The organism is Kocuria sp. KKT182 (assembly GCF_055635395.1).
This window is the reverse complement of sequence record NZ_CM145757.1, coordinates 499474-514588: the sequence shown is the minus strand read 5'-3', so window position 1 is coordinate 514588 and position 15115 is coordinate 499474. Positions and strand designations below refer to the sequence as shown.

General features: G+C 73.9%; 18 protein-coding genes. 9 read left to right on the top strand and 9 right to left on the bottom strand.

The features are described from left to right. Positions 1 to 3 precede the first annotated feature (3 nt). The 4 genes from ACZ2G1_RS02245 to ACZ2G1_RS02230 are packed head-to-tail and all read right to left on the bottom strand — an operon-like array spanning position 4 to position 4498. Positions 4 to 789, bottom strand: coding sequence for an ABC transporter ATP-binding protein (locus ACZ2G1_RS02245; protein WP_031283465.1), 786 nt, complete (start codon positions 787 to 789; stop codon positions 4 to 6). Between the two features lie 60 nt (positions 790 to 849). Further along, on the bottom strand, positions 850 to 1773 hold the full coding sequence (locus tag ACZ2G1_RS02240; protein ID WP_052132714.1) for an enoyl-CoA hydratase/isomerase family protein: 924 nt from the start codon (positions 1771 to 1773) through the stop codon (positions 850 to 852). Next, complete coding sequence (locus ACZ2G1_RS02235; RefSeq protein WP_229586553.1) at positions 1770 to 3062, bottom strand: CaiB/BaiF CoA transferase family protein; 1293 nt, start codon at positions 3060 to 3062, stop codon at positions 1770 to 1772. The genes ACZ2G1_RS02240 and ACZ2G1_RS02235 overlap by 4 nt, the downstream gene beginning before the upstream one ends. A 53-nt stretch (positions 3063 to 3115) precedes the next feature. Beyond that, on the bottom strand, positions 3116 to 4498 hold the full coding sequence (locus ACZ2G1_RS02230; protein ID WP_470377420.1) for an SLC13 family permease: 1383 nt from the start codon (positions 4496 to 4498) through the stop codon (positions 3116 to 3118). 206 nt (positions 4499 to 4704) lie between these two features. Here ACZ2G1_RS02230 and ACZ2G1_RS02225 point away from each other — a divergent pair, with 206 nt between their 5' ends. From ACZ2G1_RS02225 to ACZ2G1_RS02205, 5 genes are all read left to right on the top strand, one after another. Next, positions 4705 to 5403, top strand: a complete 699-nt coding sequence (locus ACZ2G1_RS02225) for a FadR/GntR family transcriptional regulator (protein WP_017834350.1) — start codon at positions 4705 to 4707, stop codon at positions 5401 to 5403. 46 nt (positions 5404 to 5449) lie between these two features. After that, the gene (gene serB, locus ACZ2G1_RS02220; RefSeq protein WP_017834351.1) at positions 5450 to 6379 is read left to right on the top strand and encodes a phosphoserine phosphatase SerB; all 930 of its coding nucleotides are present in this window, start codon (positions 5450 to 5452) and stop codon (positions 6377 to 6379) included. A gap of 111 nt (positions 6380 to 6490) precedes the next feature. Continuing rightward, complete coding sequence (locus ACZ2G1_RS02215; RefSeq protein ID WP_470377419.1) at positions 6491 to 8290, top strand: sensor histidine kinase; 1800 nt, start codon at positions 6491 to 6493, stop codon at positions 8288 to 8290. Next, a complete protein-coding gene (locus ACZ2G1_RS02210; protein WP_017834353.1) occupies positions 8287 to 8952 on the top strand; it encodes a response regulator in 666 nt (221 codons plus the stop codon). The genes ACZ2G1_RS02215 and ACZ2G1_RS02210 overlap by 4 nt, the downstream gene beginning before the upstream one ends. A 41-nt stretch (positions 8953 to 8993) precedes the next feature. After that, positions 8994 to 9269: a helix-turn-helix domain-containing protein gene (locus ACZ2G1_RS02205; RefSeq protein WP_095651514.1), complete on the top strand. Its 276-nt coding sequence runs from the start codon at positions 8994 to 8996 to the stop codon at positions 9267 to 9269. A gap of 54 nt (positions 9270 to 9323) precedes the next feature. Here ACZ2G1_RS02205 and ACZ2G1_RS02200 read toward each other — a convergent pair whose 3' ends face one another. Further along, positions 9324 to 9734: a hypothetical protein gene (locus ACZ2G1_RS02200; RefSeq protein WP_470377418.1), complete on the bottom strand. Its 411-nt coding sequence runs from the start codon at positions 9732 to 9734 to the stop codon at positions 9324 to 9326. A 113-nt stretch (positions 9735 to 9847) separates the two neighbouring features. On the opposite strand from ACZ2G1_RS02200, the gene ACZ2G1_RS02195 reads away from it, so the two are divergent. Next, positions 9848 to 10672: an amidohydrolase family protein gene (locus ACZ2G1_RS02195; protein WP_470377417.1), complete on the top strand. Its 825-nt coding sequence runs from the start codon at positions 9848 to 9850 to the stop codon at positions 10670 to 10672. Here ACZ2G1_RS02195 and ACZ2G1_RS02190 read toward each other — a convergent pair. Beyond that, positions 10630 to 11184: a dihydrofolate reductase family protein gene (locus ACZ2G1_RS02190; RefSeq protein WP_470377416.1), complete on the bottom strand. Its 555-nt coding sequence runs from the start codon at positions 11182 to 11184 to the stop codon at positions 10630 to 10632. The genes ACZ2G1_RS02195 and ACZ2G1_RS02190 overlap by 43 nt on opposite strands. A gap of 107 nt (positions 11185 to 11291) precedes the next feature. Here ACZ2G1_RS02190 and ACZ2G1_RS02185 point away from each other — a divergent pair, with 107 nt between their 5' ends. Together ACZ2G1_RS02185 and ACZ2G1_RS02180 are read left to right on the top strand one after the other, a co-directional pair. Next, positions 11292 to 11708 carry a VOC family protein gene (locus tag ACZ2G1_RS02185; RefSeq protein ID WP_035923955.1) on the top strand — a complete coding sequence of 139 codons (417 nt, stop codon included), beginning with the start codon at positions 11292 to 11294 and terminating at the stop codon, positions 11706 to 11708. Positions 11709 to 11745: 37 nt separating this feature from the next. Then, positions 11746 to 12138, top strand: coding sequence for a VOC family protein (locus ACZ2G1_RS02180; RefSeq protein WP_017834359.1), 393 nt, complete (start codon positions 11746 to 11748; stop codon positions 12136 to 12138). Positions 12139 to 12155: 17 nt separating this feature from the next. Here the strand turns inward: ACZ2G1_RS02180 and ACZ2G1_RS02175 are convergent, their stop codons facing one another. From ACZ2G1_RS02175 to ACZ2G1_RS02165, 3 genes are all read right to left on the bottom strand, one after another. Beyond that, positions 12156 to 12665: an SRPBCC family protein gene (locus ACZ2G1_RS02175; protein WP_470377415.1), complete on the bottom strand. Its 510-nt coding sequence runs from the start codon at positions 12663 to 12665 to the stop codon at positions 12156 to 12158. 216 nt (positions 12666 to 12881) lie between these two features. Beyond that, positions 12882 to 13640 carry an SDR family oxidoreductase gene (locus ACZ2G1_RS02170; protein WP_470377414.1) on the bottom strand — a complete coding sequence of 253 codons (759 nt, stop codon included), beginning with the start codon at positions 13638 to 13640 and terminating at the stop codon, positions 12882 to 12884. 45 nt (positions 13641 to 13685) lie between these two features. Next, on the bottom strand, positions 13686 to 14414 hold the full coding sequence (locus ACZ2G1_RS02165; protein ID WP_470377413.1) for a beta-ketoacyl-ACP reductase: 729 nt from the start codon (positions 14412 to 14414) through the stop codon (positions 13686 to 13688). Between the two features lie 177 nt (positions 14415 to 14591). Here ACZ2G1_RS02165 and ACZ2G1_RS02160 point away from each other — a divergent pair, with 177 nt between their 5' ends. Further along, positions 14592 to 15086, top strand: a complete 495-nt coding sequence (locus ACZ2G1_RS02160) for a DUF3099 domain-containing protein (protein WP_470377412.1) — start codon at positions 14592 to 14594, stop codon at positions 15084 to 15086. Positions 15087 to 15115 lie beyond the last annotated feature (29 nt).

Here is a 15115-nt window from a genome sequence, read left to right as displayed (position 1 = left end):
GGGTCAGGACCGGCCGAACGCGGCGAAGCGGTTGCCGACCTTCACCAGCTTCAGCGGGAGGCCGAAGGTCTCGGAGAGGTTCTTCTGCGTCATGACGGTGCGGACGGGGCCCGCGGCCACCACCCGGCCCTCGCGCAGCAGCAGCGCGTGGGTGAAGGCGTCGGGCACCTCTTCGAGGTGGTGGGTGACCATGACGATCGCCGGGGACGCCCCGTCGCGGGCCAGCTCGTCCAGCCGGGCCACCAGGTCCTCCCGCCCGCCCACGTCCAGGCCGGCGGCGGGCTCGTCGAGCAGCAGCAGCTCGGGGTCGGTCATCAGGGCGCGGGCGATCAGGACGCGCTTTCGCTCCCCCTCCGAGAGCGAGCCGAAGCGGCGCTCCGCCAGGTGCTCGATCCCCCACGCGGCCATGAGCTCCTGCGCCTGGGCCTCGTCGGCGTCGTCGTAGCTCTCGATCCACCGCCCCGTCACCCCGTACGCGGCGGTGACCACGCAGTTGCGCACGGACTCGGCGTCGGGGATCTGGGTGGCGAGCACGGCGGAGGTCAGCCCGATGCGGGGGCGCAGCTCGAACACGTCCACCGCGCCGAGGATCTCGTCCAGGATGTCGACCATGCCCCGGGAGGGGTGCAGGCGGGCGGCCGCGATGGACAGCAGGGTGGTCTTGCCGGCGCCGTTGGGGCCGAGGATGACCCAGCGCTCGCCCTCGTTGACGACCCAGTCCACGGAATCCAGCAGGGTCTTCTGTCCGCGGACCACGCTGACGTCCACCATCTCCACCACAGCACTCATACCCGCCACTCTAGGACACGCGGAGCGCCGCACCGGCGTGCCGGTGCGGCACGCACCCCGTCAGGGACGGGCGGAGCGGCGCGGCCACCGCCCACGGATGATCGACGCGCGGTGCTCCCTGCCCCTCCCGGCGGCGCCGGAGCGGGCGGCCCAGAAGTCCTCCCCGGCCCAGCGGAAGCGGGGCGTCTCCTTGGCCAGGAACGCCCGCTGCCCGATGCGGGCGTCGGGTCCGTCGAGGACTTCCCGGAACAGGGCCTCGGAGATCTCGTCGGCGCCGAACCCGGCCGCCTCGCCCTCGTCCGGGGAGGCGAGCGCGATCAGGTGCTTGTGGGCCTGCACGGAGAGCTGGGACCGCCCCGCCAGGTCCGTGACCACCTGCTCCAGGGCCGACTCGAAGCCGGCGTCCTCCACCACGCGGGTGAGCATGCCCCACCGCTCGGCGTCGGCGGCGGTGACGGTGTCGCCGGTGAGCAGCAGGTAGGAGGCCGTGCCGGGGCCCACCAGGCGGACCAGACGCTGGATCCCGGAGGCCGGGAACACGATGCCGATCCGGGCCGGGGTCAGTCCGATGCGCAGGGAGGCCGTGGCGATGCGCAGGTCGCAGGCGCCGGCCAGCATCCAGGCCCCGCCCATGCAGTACCCCTCCAGGGCCGCCACGGTGGGCTTGTGCACCGCGGCCAGGGCCGCCTCGGCCTCGGTGAGCAGCCCGCCGCGGGGCAGCCCGGTGCCGGGCTCCCCCAGGCACTCGAACACCTCGGCGATGTCGGCCCCGGCGGAGAACACCCCGCCCGCCCCGCGCAGCCCGATCACCCGCACGCCGGGGTCGGCGTCCAGCTTCTCCAGCACGCCGGGCAGGGCCGCCCACATCGCCGGGGACAGCGCGTTGCGCCGGTCGGGGCGGTCGAGGACCACCCAGGCCACGGGTCCTTCCCGCCGGACCTCCAGGGCGCCGGTGGACATCTCGGGGAGGGGCTGAGCGGTCATCGGAGGGCCTCCGTCTTCGGGTCGGTGGTGTTCCCGGTGGGGCCGGCCCCGGTCGCGGTGCCCGCGAGCCAGTCGCGGACGGAGGCACCGTGCTGGTCGAGCACGGGCGGGGCGGCGTGGTCCCGCCGTGTCGTCTCGTCCGTGTCGCCGGGGGCGAAGAACCGCACCGCGGGTCCGGGCAGCTCGACGGGACCGAGGACCTCGTGGTCGACGCCCACGACCAGCCCCTGCGAGCGCACCTGTTCCCAGGCGTAGACCTCGTCCAGGGTCCGGACCTTCCCGGCCGGGATGCCGATCCCGGCCAGCAGCTCCAGCAGCTCCTCGGGACCGTGCGCGGCGAAGGCCTCCTCGACGGCGGCGATCACGGCCGGTCGGTTGCGGACGCGGTCGGCGTTGGTCGCGAACTCCGGCCGGTCGGGGTCGATCCCGAAGGCCCCGGCGAAGGTGCGCCACAGCTTCTCGCTGCCCACGCTGATCTGCACCTTCCCGCCGCGGCAGGCGAACAGGCCGTAGGGCGCGATGGAGGGGTGGTGGTTGCCCTGGGCCCGCGGCACCTCGTGGGCCACGGTGGCGCGGGTGCCCTGGAAGGCGTGCACCCCGACCACCGAGGACAGCAGGGAGGTGCGCACGACCTTCCCGGCCCCGGTGCGCTCGCGCTCGTAGAGGGCGGCCAGCACGCCGTAGGCGCCGTTCATCCCGGCCAGCAGGTCGGCGATGGGCACGCCCACCCGCTGGGGGTCGTCCGGGCCGGAACCGGTGAGCGACATGAGCCCGGCCTCGCCCTGGACGATCTGGTCGTAGCCGGAGCGCCGGGACTCCGGTCCGTCGTGGCCGAAGCCGGTGATGGAGAGCACCACCAGGCGGGGGTTCAGGCGGTGCAGCTCCTCGACGGAGAAGCCGAGCCGGTCCAGCACCCCGGGCCGGAAGTTCTCCACCAGGACGTCGGCGCGCTCCACGAGCGCCCGGAGCACCTGCCCGCCGTCCTCGGACTTGAGGTCCAGGGCCACGGACTCCTTGTTGCGGTTGCAGGACAGGAAGTACGTGGCCTGCGGGTCGTCCTCGGGTCCCACGAAGGGCGGGCCCCACCCGCGGGTGTCGTCACCCGTGCCGGGGCTCTCGATCTTGACGACCCGCGCGCCCAGGTCGGCGAGCATCATGGCCGCGTGCGGGCCGGCGAGGGCACGGGACAGGTCCACGACGAGGGTGCCGGCCAGGGGGCCGCCGGACGGCGAGGGCTCCTGGGGGTCGGTGCGGGGCGGGGTGCCGGTGGCGGGCTGGATGTCGGTCATGGCGGGTTCCTCCGTGATCGGGTCGGTGGGCATCGGCGGGGCGTGGCTGCGGGCTACAGCCAGCCGGGGGCGACCATCACGGCCCAGACCAGCAGCGGGCCGATGACGACCACGCCGGTGGCGTAGACGAGGATCTTCTTGTAGAAGACGTCGCGGTCCACGTCAGCGGGGGCGTTGGCCAGCACGAGCGCGCCGTTGGTGGAGAACGGGGAGACGTCGACGATGGTCGAGGCCACGGCCAGGGCGCAGATCAGCCCGGTGGCCCCGACCTCGCCCGCGAGCAGGAAGGGCACGGCCAGGGGGATGAGCGCGGCGAGGATGGCGGTCGAAGAGGCGAAGGCGGAGACGACGGCGCCGATGTAGCAGATCAGCAGCGCCGCCAGCAGCGGCATCCCCAGGCCGGCCACGCCGTTGGAGACGTACTCGATGGTGCCCGCCTCCTGCAGCACGCCGACGAAGGTGAGCATGCCGCCGAGCAGGAGCACGGTGGACCAGTCGATCTTGTTGACCGCGCCCTTCTGAGCCTTCGGGGAGACCAGGGCCAGGACGACGGCGACGGTGATGGCCGCGAAGCCCACGTCCACGCCGAAGCCCAGGGCGACGACGGCCAGTACGACCAGGCCCAGGATGGTGGCGGCCTGCGGGAGCAGTCCGTCCCTGCCCTCGCGCCGGACCGGGGGCTCGGAGGATCCGGCCGGGTCACGGGGACCGTACATGCCCGAGCCGAAGCCCTTGAAGTCCACGTCCCGGTCCCCGGCGTGCCCGGCGGCGACCCGGCTGCGGGACAGGCGGGCCTCGGAGGCCCGCTCCACGAAGTCCTCCGCGCGGGCCGAGACGAGGCCGCGCCCACCGAGGGTCACGAACAGGCCCACGGCGATCAGCAGGTTGAAGACCAGGCTGGAGAGGAACACCGCGGTGGGGCTGACGTCCAGGCCGGCCCCGGCGACGATGCCGTTGACGGTCACTCCGTAGACGGAGATCGGCGAGAAGCCGCCGCCCTGGGCGCCGTGGATGACCATCATGCCCATCATCAGGGGATTGATCTTGTACTTGGCGGCGAAGCTCAGCGCGATCGGGGCGATGATCGCCACGGCGGCCGGGGACAGGGCGCCCACGGCGGTGATCACGGCAGTGATGAAGAACATGATCCACGGGATCAGCGCGACCCGGCTGCCCACCAGTTTCACCGCCGCCTGCACGAGCAGGTCCACGGTGCCGTTCTTCTGGGCGATGGCGAACAGATAGGTCACCCCCACGATGGTGAGGAACAGCCCGCCGGGGAACGCCTCGAGGATCTGGTCGGTGTCCATCCCGAGGACGAACACCCCCAGCACGAACGCGCCCACGAAGGCCAGCGCCCCCATGTTGACGGGCAGGACGGTGGCCACGACGAACATCGCGGCCAGGATGATGATGGAGAGCACTTCTGGGCCCATGGGTCTTCCTTCGGACGAGGACGGTCCCGCCGGTGAGGGTGGAGCTCCTGCGGGAACAGTGGTGTGGATCACACCGCCAGTTTTGGACTAGCCAATAGGACACTAGGGGTCCTTGTCAATCGTTGGGCTAGCATAGGGGCCGGACGCCACTGGGTGGTGCCGCGCCGCCGGGACGCTCCGGCGCCGTGCGACCGGGGAGGACGGACATGGCAGGGCCCAACAGGATCGACCGGGTGGAACGCCCTCGGCTCTACGAGCAGGTGGTGGAGCGGCTGCTGGACCACGTCATCCAGGACCGGCTCGAGACCGGCGACCGGCTCCCCCCGGAGCGGGACCTCGCCGACAGCCTGGGCGTCTCCCGGGCCACCGTCGCCCAGGCCCTGGTGGCCCTGGAGGTGCTCGGGGTGATCGACGTGCAGCACGGCAGCGGGGCGGTGCTGCGCTACCGGCCCTCCAGCGCCGTGGTGCTGCGGGGACTGCGCGAGCACGCCGATCGGCTGCCGGACATCGTCGACGCCCGCAGCGCCGTGGAGACCAAGATCGCCGCCCTGGCCGCGGCCCGGCGCACCCCCGAGGACCTGTCCGCCATCGAGCACGCCCTGGCGCTCATGGCGCAGGACATCGCCGGCGGCGGCCGCGGACTGGAGGGCGACGAGCTGTTCCACGCCGCGGTCACCGCCGCCGCCCACTCCTCGGTCCTGGCCCGGATGATGACCGAGATCTCCGGACTCGTGCGGGAGACCCGCATCGAGTCCCTGAGCCAGCAGGGCCGCCCCGAACGGTCCCTGGAGTCCCACCGGACGATCGTGGACGCCATCCGCGACCGGGAGCCCGAGCGGGCGGCCCGCGCGATGGCCGAGCACATCGAACTCGTCTCCGACGTCGCGGTGCTCCGCCCCGAGTGAGGGCCCCGGTCGGCCGTTGCCCGCGCCTGCCGATAAGCTGGCGCACATGACCACCGACCTCGCCGTCATCGCGTTTGCCCAGAATCCGGACCCTGAGGCCCGTGAGCGCATCCTCACCCTCGTGCAGGACGCCGGCGCCGAGGTCGAGCGCTTCTCCACGGTGCGGGTCACCGGCCCCGGTTCGGCCGGGCCGGACTCGGAGGTCCCCGGCTACAACGCCTTCACCGCGCTCGTGCACGGCTCCGACGCGACCGCCCTGCTCGCCGCCCTGCGCCCCGACCCGCTGACCCAGATGCTGCCGGGCGTGGACGTCAACGTGGTGCCGACCACCCTCTTCGATCCCGGGCGCAAGAAGCTGCTCATCATGGACGTCGACTCCACGCTCATCCAGCAGGAGGTGGTGGACATGCTCGCCGCCCACGCGGGGCGCGAGGCCGAGGTCGCCGCCGTGACCCGGGCGGCCATGCTCGGGGAGCTGGACTTCGCCGAGTCCCTGCTCGCGCGCGTCGAGACCCTCGCCGGGCTGCCCGCGTCCGTGCTCGACGAGGTCCTGGCCGCGGTCCGGCTCTCCCCCGGCGCGGACGTGCTCGTCAAGGCCTTCCTGCGGGAGGGGCACGCCGTGGCGGCGGTCTCCGGCGGCTTCCTGGGCGTCCTCACCCCGCTCGCCGAGCAGCTGCGGCTCACCCGGCACGCGGCCAACACCCTCGAGGTCGTCGACGGCACGCTCACCGGCAGGGTGCTCGGCGAGGTCGTGGACCGCACCGTCAAGGAGCGGTGCCTGCGGACCTGGGCCGAGGAGCTCGACGTCGCCCCCGAGGACGTCATCGCCGTGGGCGACGGCGCCAACGACCTCGACATGCTCACGGCCGCCGGGCTCGGCGTGGCCTACAACGCCAAGCCCGCCCTGCGCGCGGCCGCCGACGCCCAGGTCAACCTGCCGAACCTCGACGCGGTCCGGTTCTTCGCCGACCTCTGATCCCCCGCCCCCGCCGGGACCCCGCTCCCGGCGGCCGACCCGGGTCGTAGAGTGGGATGCAGCACGCGCGGCCCTCGAGCACGAGACCGCGCCCGGCCCCGAGGAGAGACAGTGACGGCACCCGGTGCGCCCCGGCAGCGCCCCGGCTTCCTGGCCCGGATGATGCTGCTGCACCTCGCCGTGGTGACCCTCGTCGTCGCCCTGTGCGGGGGCGTCTACGCCTGGCTGACCTACGAGCGGCTGGGCCGCGACGCCGAGGGCCAGGCGCTGTCCATCGCCCGGTCGGTGGCCGCCGACGACGACGTCCGCGCGGGCGTGGCGGACCTGCTCGACGCCGGTCCCGCGGACCTCGACCCGGAGGTGCTGTCCGGGGGCGCCCTGCAGACCGCCGCGGAGGAGGTCCGCGACCGCACGGAGTCCCTCTTCGTGGTGATCACCGACGACACCGGGCTGCGGCTCTCCCACCCCAATCCCGAGCAGCTGGGCCGGCCCGTCAGCACGGACCCCACCGAGGCCCTGGCCGGGCGGGAGGTCACGAGCCAGGAGCGCGGCACCCTGGGGCGCTCCGCCCGGGCCAAGGTCCCGGTGTACGCCCCGGGAACGGACGACGCCGTGGTGGGCGCCGTGAGCGTGGGGATCTCCCGCACGGACATGCTCGCCACCCTGCGGGAGGACATCACCCCCGTGGCCGCCACCGCCGTGGGCGCCCTCGGCCTCGGCGCGGCCGCCTCCGCGGCGATCGCGCGCCGGCTCAAGCGCCTCACCCTCGGCCTGGAGCCCGAGGAGATCGCCACGCTCGCCCAGGACCAGGAGGCGGTGCTGCGCGGGGTCGACGAAGGCGTCATCGGCATCTCCCCCGAGCACCGCATCACCGTGGTCAACGCCGAGGCGGGACGGCTGCTGGGCGTGACGGAGCCCGCCCGGCTCGTGGGGACCCCGCTGGCCGAGGCGGGCCTGCCGGCGTCCTTCGCGGCGCTGCTCGCCGCGGCGACCCCCGCGTCCCCGGCCGTGGAGCAGGTCGTCGGCCGGCACGTGCTGATCCTCTCCGCCCGCGCCGTCCGGCCCGACCGCCCGGGCCTGCCCCCGCTGGGCTGGGTGGTCCTGATCCGGGACCGCACCGAGCTGCAGTCCCTGACCCGCCAGCTCGACGCCGTCGGCGCCCTCAGCACCGCCCTGCGCGCCCAGCGCCACGAGTTCGCCAACCGCCTGCACACCATCGCGGGGCTGCTCGCGATCGGCGACGCCGAGGAGGCCCGCCGGTACGTGGCCGAGGTGACCGAGACCGGCCCCCTCAGCTACCCCGCCGAGGGGGCCCAGCTGCTGCGCGACCCCTACCTGCAGGCCTTCCTGGGGGCCAAGAGCGTCGAGGCCGCCGAGCGCGGCGTGAGCCTGCGCATCGGCGCCGACACCCTCGTCCGCGGCCGCATCACGGACCCGCAGGACGTCACCACCGTGATCGGCAGCCTCGTGGACAACGCCGTCCGCGCCGCCGTCCAGGGCGCGGCGGGAGACCGATGGGTCGAGGTCGAGCTGCTCGACGACTGGACCGGCGGGGAGGGCACCCTGCACCTCGTCGTGGCCGACTCCGGCGACGGGCTCCCCGTGGCGGACCCCGAGCCGATCTTCGCCCAGGGCTGGTCCACCGCCGTTCCCGCCGGCGGATCCGGGGACGAGGGCGCAGCGCCGTTCGCCGTGCTGCCCGACGTCCACGGCCAGGGCTTCGGCCTGTCCCTGAGCCGGGAGCTGGCCCGCCGGCGCGGCGGGGAGGTGTGGGTGGCCGATCCCGGACGCCCCGGCGGGCCGGGAGCCGTCTTCTGCGCCCGCCTGCCCGGTACCGTGGTCCGCGACCCCGGGCCCGGGGCCGACGTCGGCGGCGAACGGTCCGCCGGCAGATCAGGAGGTGCAGGATGAGCGACGACCTGGTGGTCCTCGTGGTCGACGACGACTTCCACGTGGGACGGCTGCACGCCGGCTTCGTCAACGCCGTGCCGGGCTTCACGGCCCTGACCCCCGTGGGCACCGCCGAGCAGGCGATGCGCACCGTCCACGCCCACCAGCCCGACCTCGTGCTGCTGGACGTCTACCTGCCCGACGCACTCGGCCTGGACCTGCTGCGGGCCCTCGACGTGGACGTCATCATGCTCACCGCGGCGGCCGACCCGGCCTCCGTGCGGACCGCCGTCCGCCGCGGCGCGCTCGCCTACCTCATCAAGCCGTTCCCGAACGAGCGGCTGGCGCGCACCCTGCGGGCCTACGCCCGGTACCGCCGGCTGCTCACCGACCGGGACGCGCTGACGCAGGAGACCGTGGACCGCGCCCTGCACGCCCTGCACCCGGGCGAGACCGCCTCCCCCGGCGAGCGCACCCGGTCCGCGACGGAGGGCTCGGTCCTGGCGGCCCTGGAGGCCGGGGTGCCCCTCTCGGCCGCGGAGATCGCCCGGAAGGTCGGCATCTCCCGGGCCACCGCCCAGCGCTACCTCTCCGCACTGGCCGAGGACGGGTCGGTCGAGATCCAGCTCCGCTACGGGAGCACGGGCCGCCCGGAGCACCGCTACGGGCCCGCGGCCTCCTGATCCCAGGTTCATGCTCAGGGCCGGTCCCTAGACTGCCCGCCATGGCGAGCAGGGTGCGACCGGAACCACAGGACCAGTGTCTCTCCTGGCCGGACGAGATCTGCGGCGACCCGGTGGCGGAGCGGGCGAGGCTGTTCGCGCTGAATTTACGGGCGGCCGCGGGGTCCCGGACGCTGCGGGAGCTCGGGGCGCTCACCGGTGTGGACCACACGGCGCTGTCCCGGATCCTGGACGGGCACGTCTGGCCGGACGGGTACACGATCGCCCGCCTCGAGGTGCGGCTGGGGGTCAGTCTGTGGCCCCCCTACGAGGAGTGATCCGCACCGTCCGGGCACGGTCGCCGCGGCCCGGCCGGGCCGCCAAGGCACCGGTCAGGGCACGGTCAGGTCCAGCCAGTAGGTGCCGCTCCGCTCGTCGTGGTGCAGCAGCCGCTCCAGCGGTCCGTCGTAGGCGTCCAGGGCGCGGCCCACGAGCTCGCGCACGTCCCGTGCGGCGACCGTGACGGTGCCGCCGAGCTCGTCGTCAGCCGTCTCGCGCACCACCACGACCCGCCCCGGGTCACCCCAGACGTAGTCGCCCTCGGCGTCGCGCAGGGCGTCGACGAAGAACTCCTGGTCACCGTCGTGGCTGAGCACGTCCAGGCGCACCGCGTCGGGGTGCCGGCGCGCCAGCTCGGCGGCCACCAGGCGCAGCAGCTTCCGGGCGTAGCTGCGCCGGGCCCGGTCGAGCGCCTCCTCGGCGGCCTGGAGCACGTGGTCGGGGGGCAGGACGATGGTGGTCACAGGCATGCAGTGTAGGTGTGCGGAAGCAACGACGGTGGACGCCACCCCGGTCGCGCCGCCGGACCGGTCCGGCGACCGCGCGCACGGACCCCGGCCCGGGGCACAATGACCGCATGGTCGACGCCCATCTGCACGTGGTCGACCCGCGGTTCCCGCTGGTGCCGAACCAGGGGTACCTGCCGCCGAGCTTCACGGTCGAGGACTACCGGCGGAGGGTCCGGGGGCTGGGCGTGGCGGGCGGGGTCGTGGTGAGCGGCTCCTTCCAGGGCCACGCCCAGGGGTGGCTGCGGGCGGCCCTGGCGCAGCTCGGCCCGGGCTTCGTCGGCGTGACCCAGCTGCCGCCCACCATCGCGGACGAGCAGGTGCGCGAGCTCCACGGGGCCGGGGTGCGGGCGGTGCGCTTCACCCTCCGCCGCGGCGCCGACGCGGACCCCGCCGGGATCGAGCGCCTCGCCCGGCGGGTGCACGACCTCGCCGGGTGGCACGCCGAGTTCTACGCGGACGCCGCCGCGCTGGAGCACCTCGCGCCCGTGCTGCGGCGCCTGCCGCGGGCCGGCGTCGACCACCTGGGCATGAGCGCGGCGGGTCTGCCGCGGCTGCTCGAGCTCGTCGGGCAGGGCGTGAAGGTCAAGGCCACGGGGTTCGGGCGCGTCGACCTGGACGTGCCGGACGCGCTGCGCCGGATCCACGCCGTGGACCCGACCGCCCTGCTCTTCGGCACCGATCTGCCGAGCACCCGGGCGGAGCGCCCGTTCCGGGACGCGGACGTCGCGCTGGTCGTCGAGGCCCTGGGCGCCGACGCCGCGGCGGCCGTGCTGCACGACAACGCCGCGGCCTGGTACGGGCTGCCGCGCACGGCGGCCCCGGCCCGGGCGCCGGGCCCGGCGCAGAGCGGCTACTCCGGCCACACCTGCCGGTCCGGGCCCTCCAGTACGTAGCGCAGCTCCACGGCGCCGCCCTCGAAGTGGGTGGTGCGCTGGAGCCGCAGGTCGCGCGCCGCCGCGGTCGGGAGGACGGGATGGCCTCCGCCCAGCACGATCGGCATGTAGGTCAGCCACAGCTCGTCGAGCAGACCGGCGTCCGCGAACTGGGCCGCGAGCTTCCCGCCGCCCACCACCCACAGGTTCCGCTCGCCCGCGGCGGTCACCAGGGCCTCGGCGTGCAGCGCGACCGGTCCGCTGACGAAGGTCGGGTTCGCCCCCGCCGGCCGCGGCAGCTCGCGGTGGGTGAAGACCCAGACCGGCAGGTCGCCGTAGGCCCAGTTCCCCTGGTCGAGGACGAACTCGTACGTGCTCGCGCCCATCGCGAGCGCGCCGACGTCGGCCAGGAACGCGTCGTAGTGCTCCTGGTAGGCCTCGAAGCCGTACTGCAGCAACCAGTCGAGGTGGTTCTCCCGGTCGGCGATGTACCCGTCGGCGCTGGCCGCCACGTAGTACTGCGTTCTGCTCATGCGCACCAGGTTACGCACCCCTCCGGCGGCTTCCCAGGGTTGCTTCCCCCGCGCCGCGGACGGCGTCATGATGGGAGCATCGACCGATCGACGCGGAAGGCCCGGCCATGCCCATGCTGCTCAATCCCTACTTCTCGTTCCGGGACACGGCAGAGGAGGCGATGACCTTCTACCGCTCGGTGTTCGGCGGGGAGCTGTCGGTCAGCCGGTTCAGCGAGTACGGGGCCAGCGACGACCCCGCGGAGCAGGACAAGGTGATGCACTCGATGCTCACCACCGGGACCGGCATGGTCCTGATGGCCGCCGACACCCCGAACAGCATGGACCTGGCCGTCGGCGAGAACGTCTCGGTCTCCGTGAGCGGGGACGACGAGTCCGTGATGCGCGGCTGGTGGGAGGCACTGGGCGCGGGCGGGACCGTCACGATGCCGCTCGAGGAGGCCCCCTGGGGCGGTCTGTTCGGGATGTGCACCGACCGGTTCGGCATCCACTGGATGTTCAGCGTCGGCGACGCCGGCTCCTGACGCGCCCCGCGCCGCCCGACCCGAGAAGGAGCGTCCCATGCGCATCACCCACACCAGCGTCTTCGTCGACGACCAGCAGCAGGCGCTGCTGTTCTACACCGGCAAGCTCGGCTTCATGGTCAAGCACGACGTCCCCGCCGGCGGCGCCCGCTGGCTCACCCTGGTCTCGCCCCAGGCGCCCGAGGGCGTCGAGCTGGTGCTCGAGCCCTCCGAGCACCCCGCCGTGGGGCCGTTCAAGGCCGCGCTCGTGGCCGACGGCATCCCTTTCACGAGCTTCGGGGTCAAGGACGTGCGGGCGGAGTACGAGCGGCTGCGCGAGCGCGGCGTGCACTTCGTCCAGGAGCCCACGGTCTCGGGCCCGTACACCACCGCGGTGCTCGACGACACCTGCGGCAACCTCATCCAGATCGCGAGCCCCCACCCCGGGTGAGACCCGTCCGGCGGGGATCAGTCCCGGGCCCGGAGCTGCTCGGCGAGCGGCCGGTAGTGCCCGGACATCGCGGGGTGGTAGTCCCGGGCGAAGTCGACGGCGTCCGGGTCCCCGCCGGTCTCGGCGGCCACGAGCCGGTCCAGGTAGTACTCCCAGCCGGACCCGACCGACTCCACCTCGTCGGGGTCCGGGTACCGGTGGGTGAGCCGCAGGACGGTGGTGCCGTTCTCGTCCTGGAGGTCGAGGTCCACGCGCCAGGCGTCGGCCGCCGTGCCCAGGGTGAGCGCCAGGTGCCGGGGCGGGTCGCAGCGGCGGATCAGCAGGGGCTCGGGCTCGTCCAGGTCCTCGACCGTCAGCAGCACCTCGACGCGCCCGGTGGCCGGGTCACCGCTCCACGTCCCGTACCACCGGGCCAGCCGGGCGGGGTCCGTCACCGCGGCCCAGACCTCCTCGACGGGGGCGCGGAACGTGCGGGTGAGGACGAGGTGACCGCCGGGGTCGAGGCGTCCGGTGGGCTGTGGGGTCATGGTGGCTCCTCGCTCGGCTCCGCACCGCGCGGAGGTGCTCCTGGCCGAGGCGCGATCGGCCTCGTGCCGTGGAGTCCATGATTAGCACCCCCGGAGGGCGGACGGCGTCACATTGCGGACGGTTTCACGCCGCCGCGGGCTCCGGTGGCGGCAGGGACGGCGGCGGGGCGGTCACCCGGGAGGGCGCCCGCCCCGCCGTCGTCGGGGGCCGTGGGCCTAGCGGCGACCGGCCTTCGCCAGGAAGTCGTCGGCGCCGCCGACGAGCTCGACGTGCCCGGTGGGGACGTCCGCGGTGACCATGCGGGCGATCTCCTCGGCGAACTCCTGCACGGAGTAGAGCTTGCCGGCGGCCTCGCGGCGCTCCTCGAGCGCCCCCGGACGGGCCCGGTTGAGCAGGGTCGCGGTCACGGTGCCCTCGATCATGTCGCCGGAGACCACCACGAACGTGATGCCCTTGCCGGTCAGCTCGGGGATGCGGGCGGTGAGGGCGTCCTCACCGGCGCGCTTGGACCTGGCGACCTCCACGTACTCCGGCATCGTCTCGACGTCGTTGATGAAGTGCGCCTGGTGGCTGGTCACGAAGACCACGCGCCCGCCCTCGGGCAGGTGCTCCAGGGCCGCGCTGAGGGTGTCGTTCTGGGCGTCCCGGTTGAGCTTGAGCGCGTAGTCCTCCCCCAGGTCCGTCTCCATGCCCCCGGAGGCGTTGAGCACGAGCACGTCCACCCCGCCGAAGGCCTCCACGGCGCGGGAGAACAGGTTGCGGACGTCCTCGGGGTCGGTCATGTCCGCCTGGACGGCGACGGCCTTCCCGCCGGCCGCCTCGATCTCCTTGACGACCTTGTTGGCCCGGGGCGCCTTCTGCCGGTAGTTGACGACCACGTTGGCGCCCTCGGCGGCCAGCAGCTTCGCGGTGTCGGCGCCGACGCCGCGCGAGGACCCGGTGACGACGGCGGTCTTGCCTGCAAGTGAACTCATGGTGCTCCTTCGGTGGAACGTGCGGGGATCAGGGGGCGGCGGGGCTCAGTGGCCCATGCCGAGGCCGCCGTCCACGGGGATGACGGCGCCGGAGATGTACTTCGCCTCGTCGGAGGCGATCCAGCGCACCACGGCGGCGACCTCCTCCGGCTCGGCGAACCGGCCGGCCGGGATCGAGGCGAGGTAGTTCGTCTGGGTGTCCTCCGGCAGCGCCGCGGTCATCTCCGTGTTGATGAACCCGGGGGCGACGACGTTGGCGGTCACGTTGCGCCCGCCCAGCTCCCGGGTGATCGACCGGGCGATGCCGACCAGGCCGGCCTTGGACGCGGCGTAGTTGACCTGCCCGGGCGAGCCGTAGAGCCCGACCACGGAGGAGATGAGGACCACGCGCCCGCGCTTGAGGCGCATGAACCCCTTGGCGGCGCGCTGCACCACGCGGAACGCGCCGGTGAGGTTGGTGTCCACGACGTCCTGGAAGTCCTGCTCCTTCATCCGCAGCAGGAGGGTGTCCCGGGTGATCCCGGCGTTGGCCACGACCACCTCGACCGGGCCGAACTCGGCCTCGACGGCCTTGTACGCGGCGTCGATCGACGCGGAGTCGGTGACGTCGGCCTGCACCGCGAAGAAGCCCTCGGGCGCCTCCCCGGAGCGGTAGGTCACGGCCACGTTGTCCCCGGCGTCCTGGAACGCCTGGGCGATGGCCCGTCCGATCCCGCGGTTGCCGCCGGTCACGAGGACGGTGCGGGGGGCCGGGCTGCGCTGCTCGTCTGCCATGGGAAGGGGGCCTTTCGGTCGTGGGTGGCGGGCCCGCGGCACGCCGGTCGGCGCCGGTCCGCGCGGAAATCCCCCCAATCGTACCGGTCGCCGCGGGCGACCGGCCGGTAGTCCCCGGCGGACCGCCTTCTCGATGTCGGACCCCGGTGAGATACTTGATCGTCTGTTGGGAGGACCATGAGCAAGCGCTATCTCACGGCCGGCGAGGCCGCCGGCCAGGACGACGTCCACTCCATCACCGCCACCGCGGAGCCGCACACCCAGGACATGGGCCACCGGATGAAGGTCTACAGCATCCAGATGGGCCTGCGCATCGTGTGCCTCATCGTGTTCGTCGCGGTCGACAACATCTGGGTGCGCGGCGTCGCGATCCTGGGCGTGGCCGTGCTGCCGTGGATGGCGGTGCTGCTGGCCAACAGCAACGACCGCTCCGCCCGGACGAGCCAGTACTACGAGCCGCCCTCCGCGCCGGCGCTGGCCGCCGCCCCCGAGCCGCCGCCCCCGGCCCCGCCCCTGGCGATCGACTTCGTGCTCGAGGGCGAGTTCGTCGCCGGGCACCGCGAGGACGACCCCGTCCCGGACGGCCGCGGGAGCACGACCGCTCCCAGCGGGGACCCGGCTTACTCCGCTACTGTCGAGGACGACACCACCCGGCGCCGCGGAGCGGCCTGAGCCCGCCGCGGGCCGTACCGGGACCCGCC

What these genes read in the sequence shown, in the direction of transcription:
- ACZ2G1_RS02245 (WP_031283465.1), bottom strand. Translation starts at nt 789, where the DNA reads ATGAGTGCTGTGGTGGAGATGGTGGACGTCAGCGTGGTCCGCGGACAG.
- ACZ2G1_RS02240 (WP_052132714.1), bottom strand. Translation starts at nt 1,773, where the DNA reads ATGACCGCTCAGCCCCTCCCCGAGATGTCCACCGGCGCCCTGGAGGTC.
- ACZ2G1_RS02235 (WP_229586553.1), bottom strand. Translation starts at nt 3,062, where the DNA reads ATGACCGACATCCAGCCCGCCACCGGCACCCCGCCCCGCACCGACCCC.
- ACZ2G1_RS02230 (WP_470377420.1), bottom strand. Translation starts at nt 4,498, where the DNA reads ATGGGCCCAGAAGTGCTCTCCATCATCATCCTGGCCGCGATGTTCGTC.
- ACZ2G1_RS02225 (WP_017834350.1), top strand. Translation starts at nt 4,705, where the DNA reads ATGGCAGGGCCCAACAGGATCGACCGGGTGGAACGCCCTCGGCTCTAC.
- serB (WP_017834351.1), top strand. Translation starts at nt 5,450, where the DNA reads ATGACCACCGACCTCGCCGTCATCGCGTTTGCCCAGAATCCGGACCCT.
- ACZ2G1_RS02210 (WP_017834353.1), top strand. Translation starts at nt 8,287, where the DNA reads ATGAGCGACGACCTGGTGGTCCTCGTGGTCGACGACGACTTCCACGTG.
- ACZ2G1_RS02205 (WP_095651514.1), top strand. Translation starts at nt 8,994, where the DNA reads ATGGCGAGCAGGGTGCGACCGGAACCACAGGACCAGTGTCTCTCCTGG.
- ACZ2G1_RS02195 (WP_470377417.1), top strand. Translation starts at nt 9,848, where the DNA reads ATGGTCGACGCCCATCTGCACGTGGTCGACCCGCGGTTCCCGCTGGTG.
- ACZ2G1_RS02190 (WP_470377416.1), bottom strand. Translation starts at nt 11,184, where the DNA reads ATGAGCAGAACGCAGTACTACGTGGCGGCCAGCGCCGACGGGTACATC.
- ACZ2G1_RS02185 (WP_035923955.1), top strand. Translation starts at nt 11,292, where the DNA reads ATGCCCATGCTGCTCAATCCCTACTTCTCGTTCCGGGACACGGCAGAG.
- ACZ2G1_RS02180 (WP_017834359.1), top strand. Translation starts at nt 11,746, where the DNA reads ATGCGCATCACCCACACCAGCGTCTTCGTCGACGACCAGCAGCAGGCG.
- ACZ2G1_RS02175 (WP_470377415.1), bottom strand. Translation starts at nt 12,665, where the DNA reads ATGACCCCACAGCCCACCGGACGCCTCGACCCCGGCGGTCACCTCGTC.
- ACZ2G1_RS02170 (WP_470377414.1), bottom strand. Translation starts at nt 13,640, where the DNA reads ATGAGTTCACTTGCAGGCAAGACCGCCGTCGTCACCGGGTCCTCGCGC.
- ACZ2G1_RS02165 (WP_470377413.1), bottom strand. Translation starts at nt 14,414, where the DNA reads ATGGCAGACGAGCAGCGCAGCCCGGCCCCCCGCACCGTCCTCGTGACC.
- ACZ2G1_RS02160 (WP_470377412.1), top strand. Translation starts at nt 14,592, where the DNA reads ATGAGCAAGCGCTATCTCACGGCCGGCGAGGCCGCCGGCCAGGACGAC.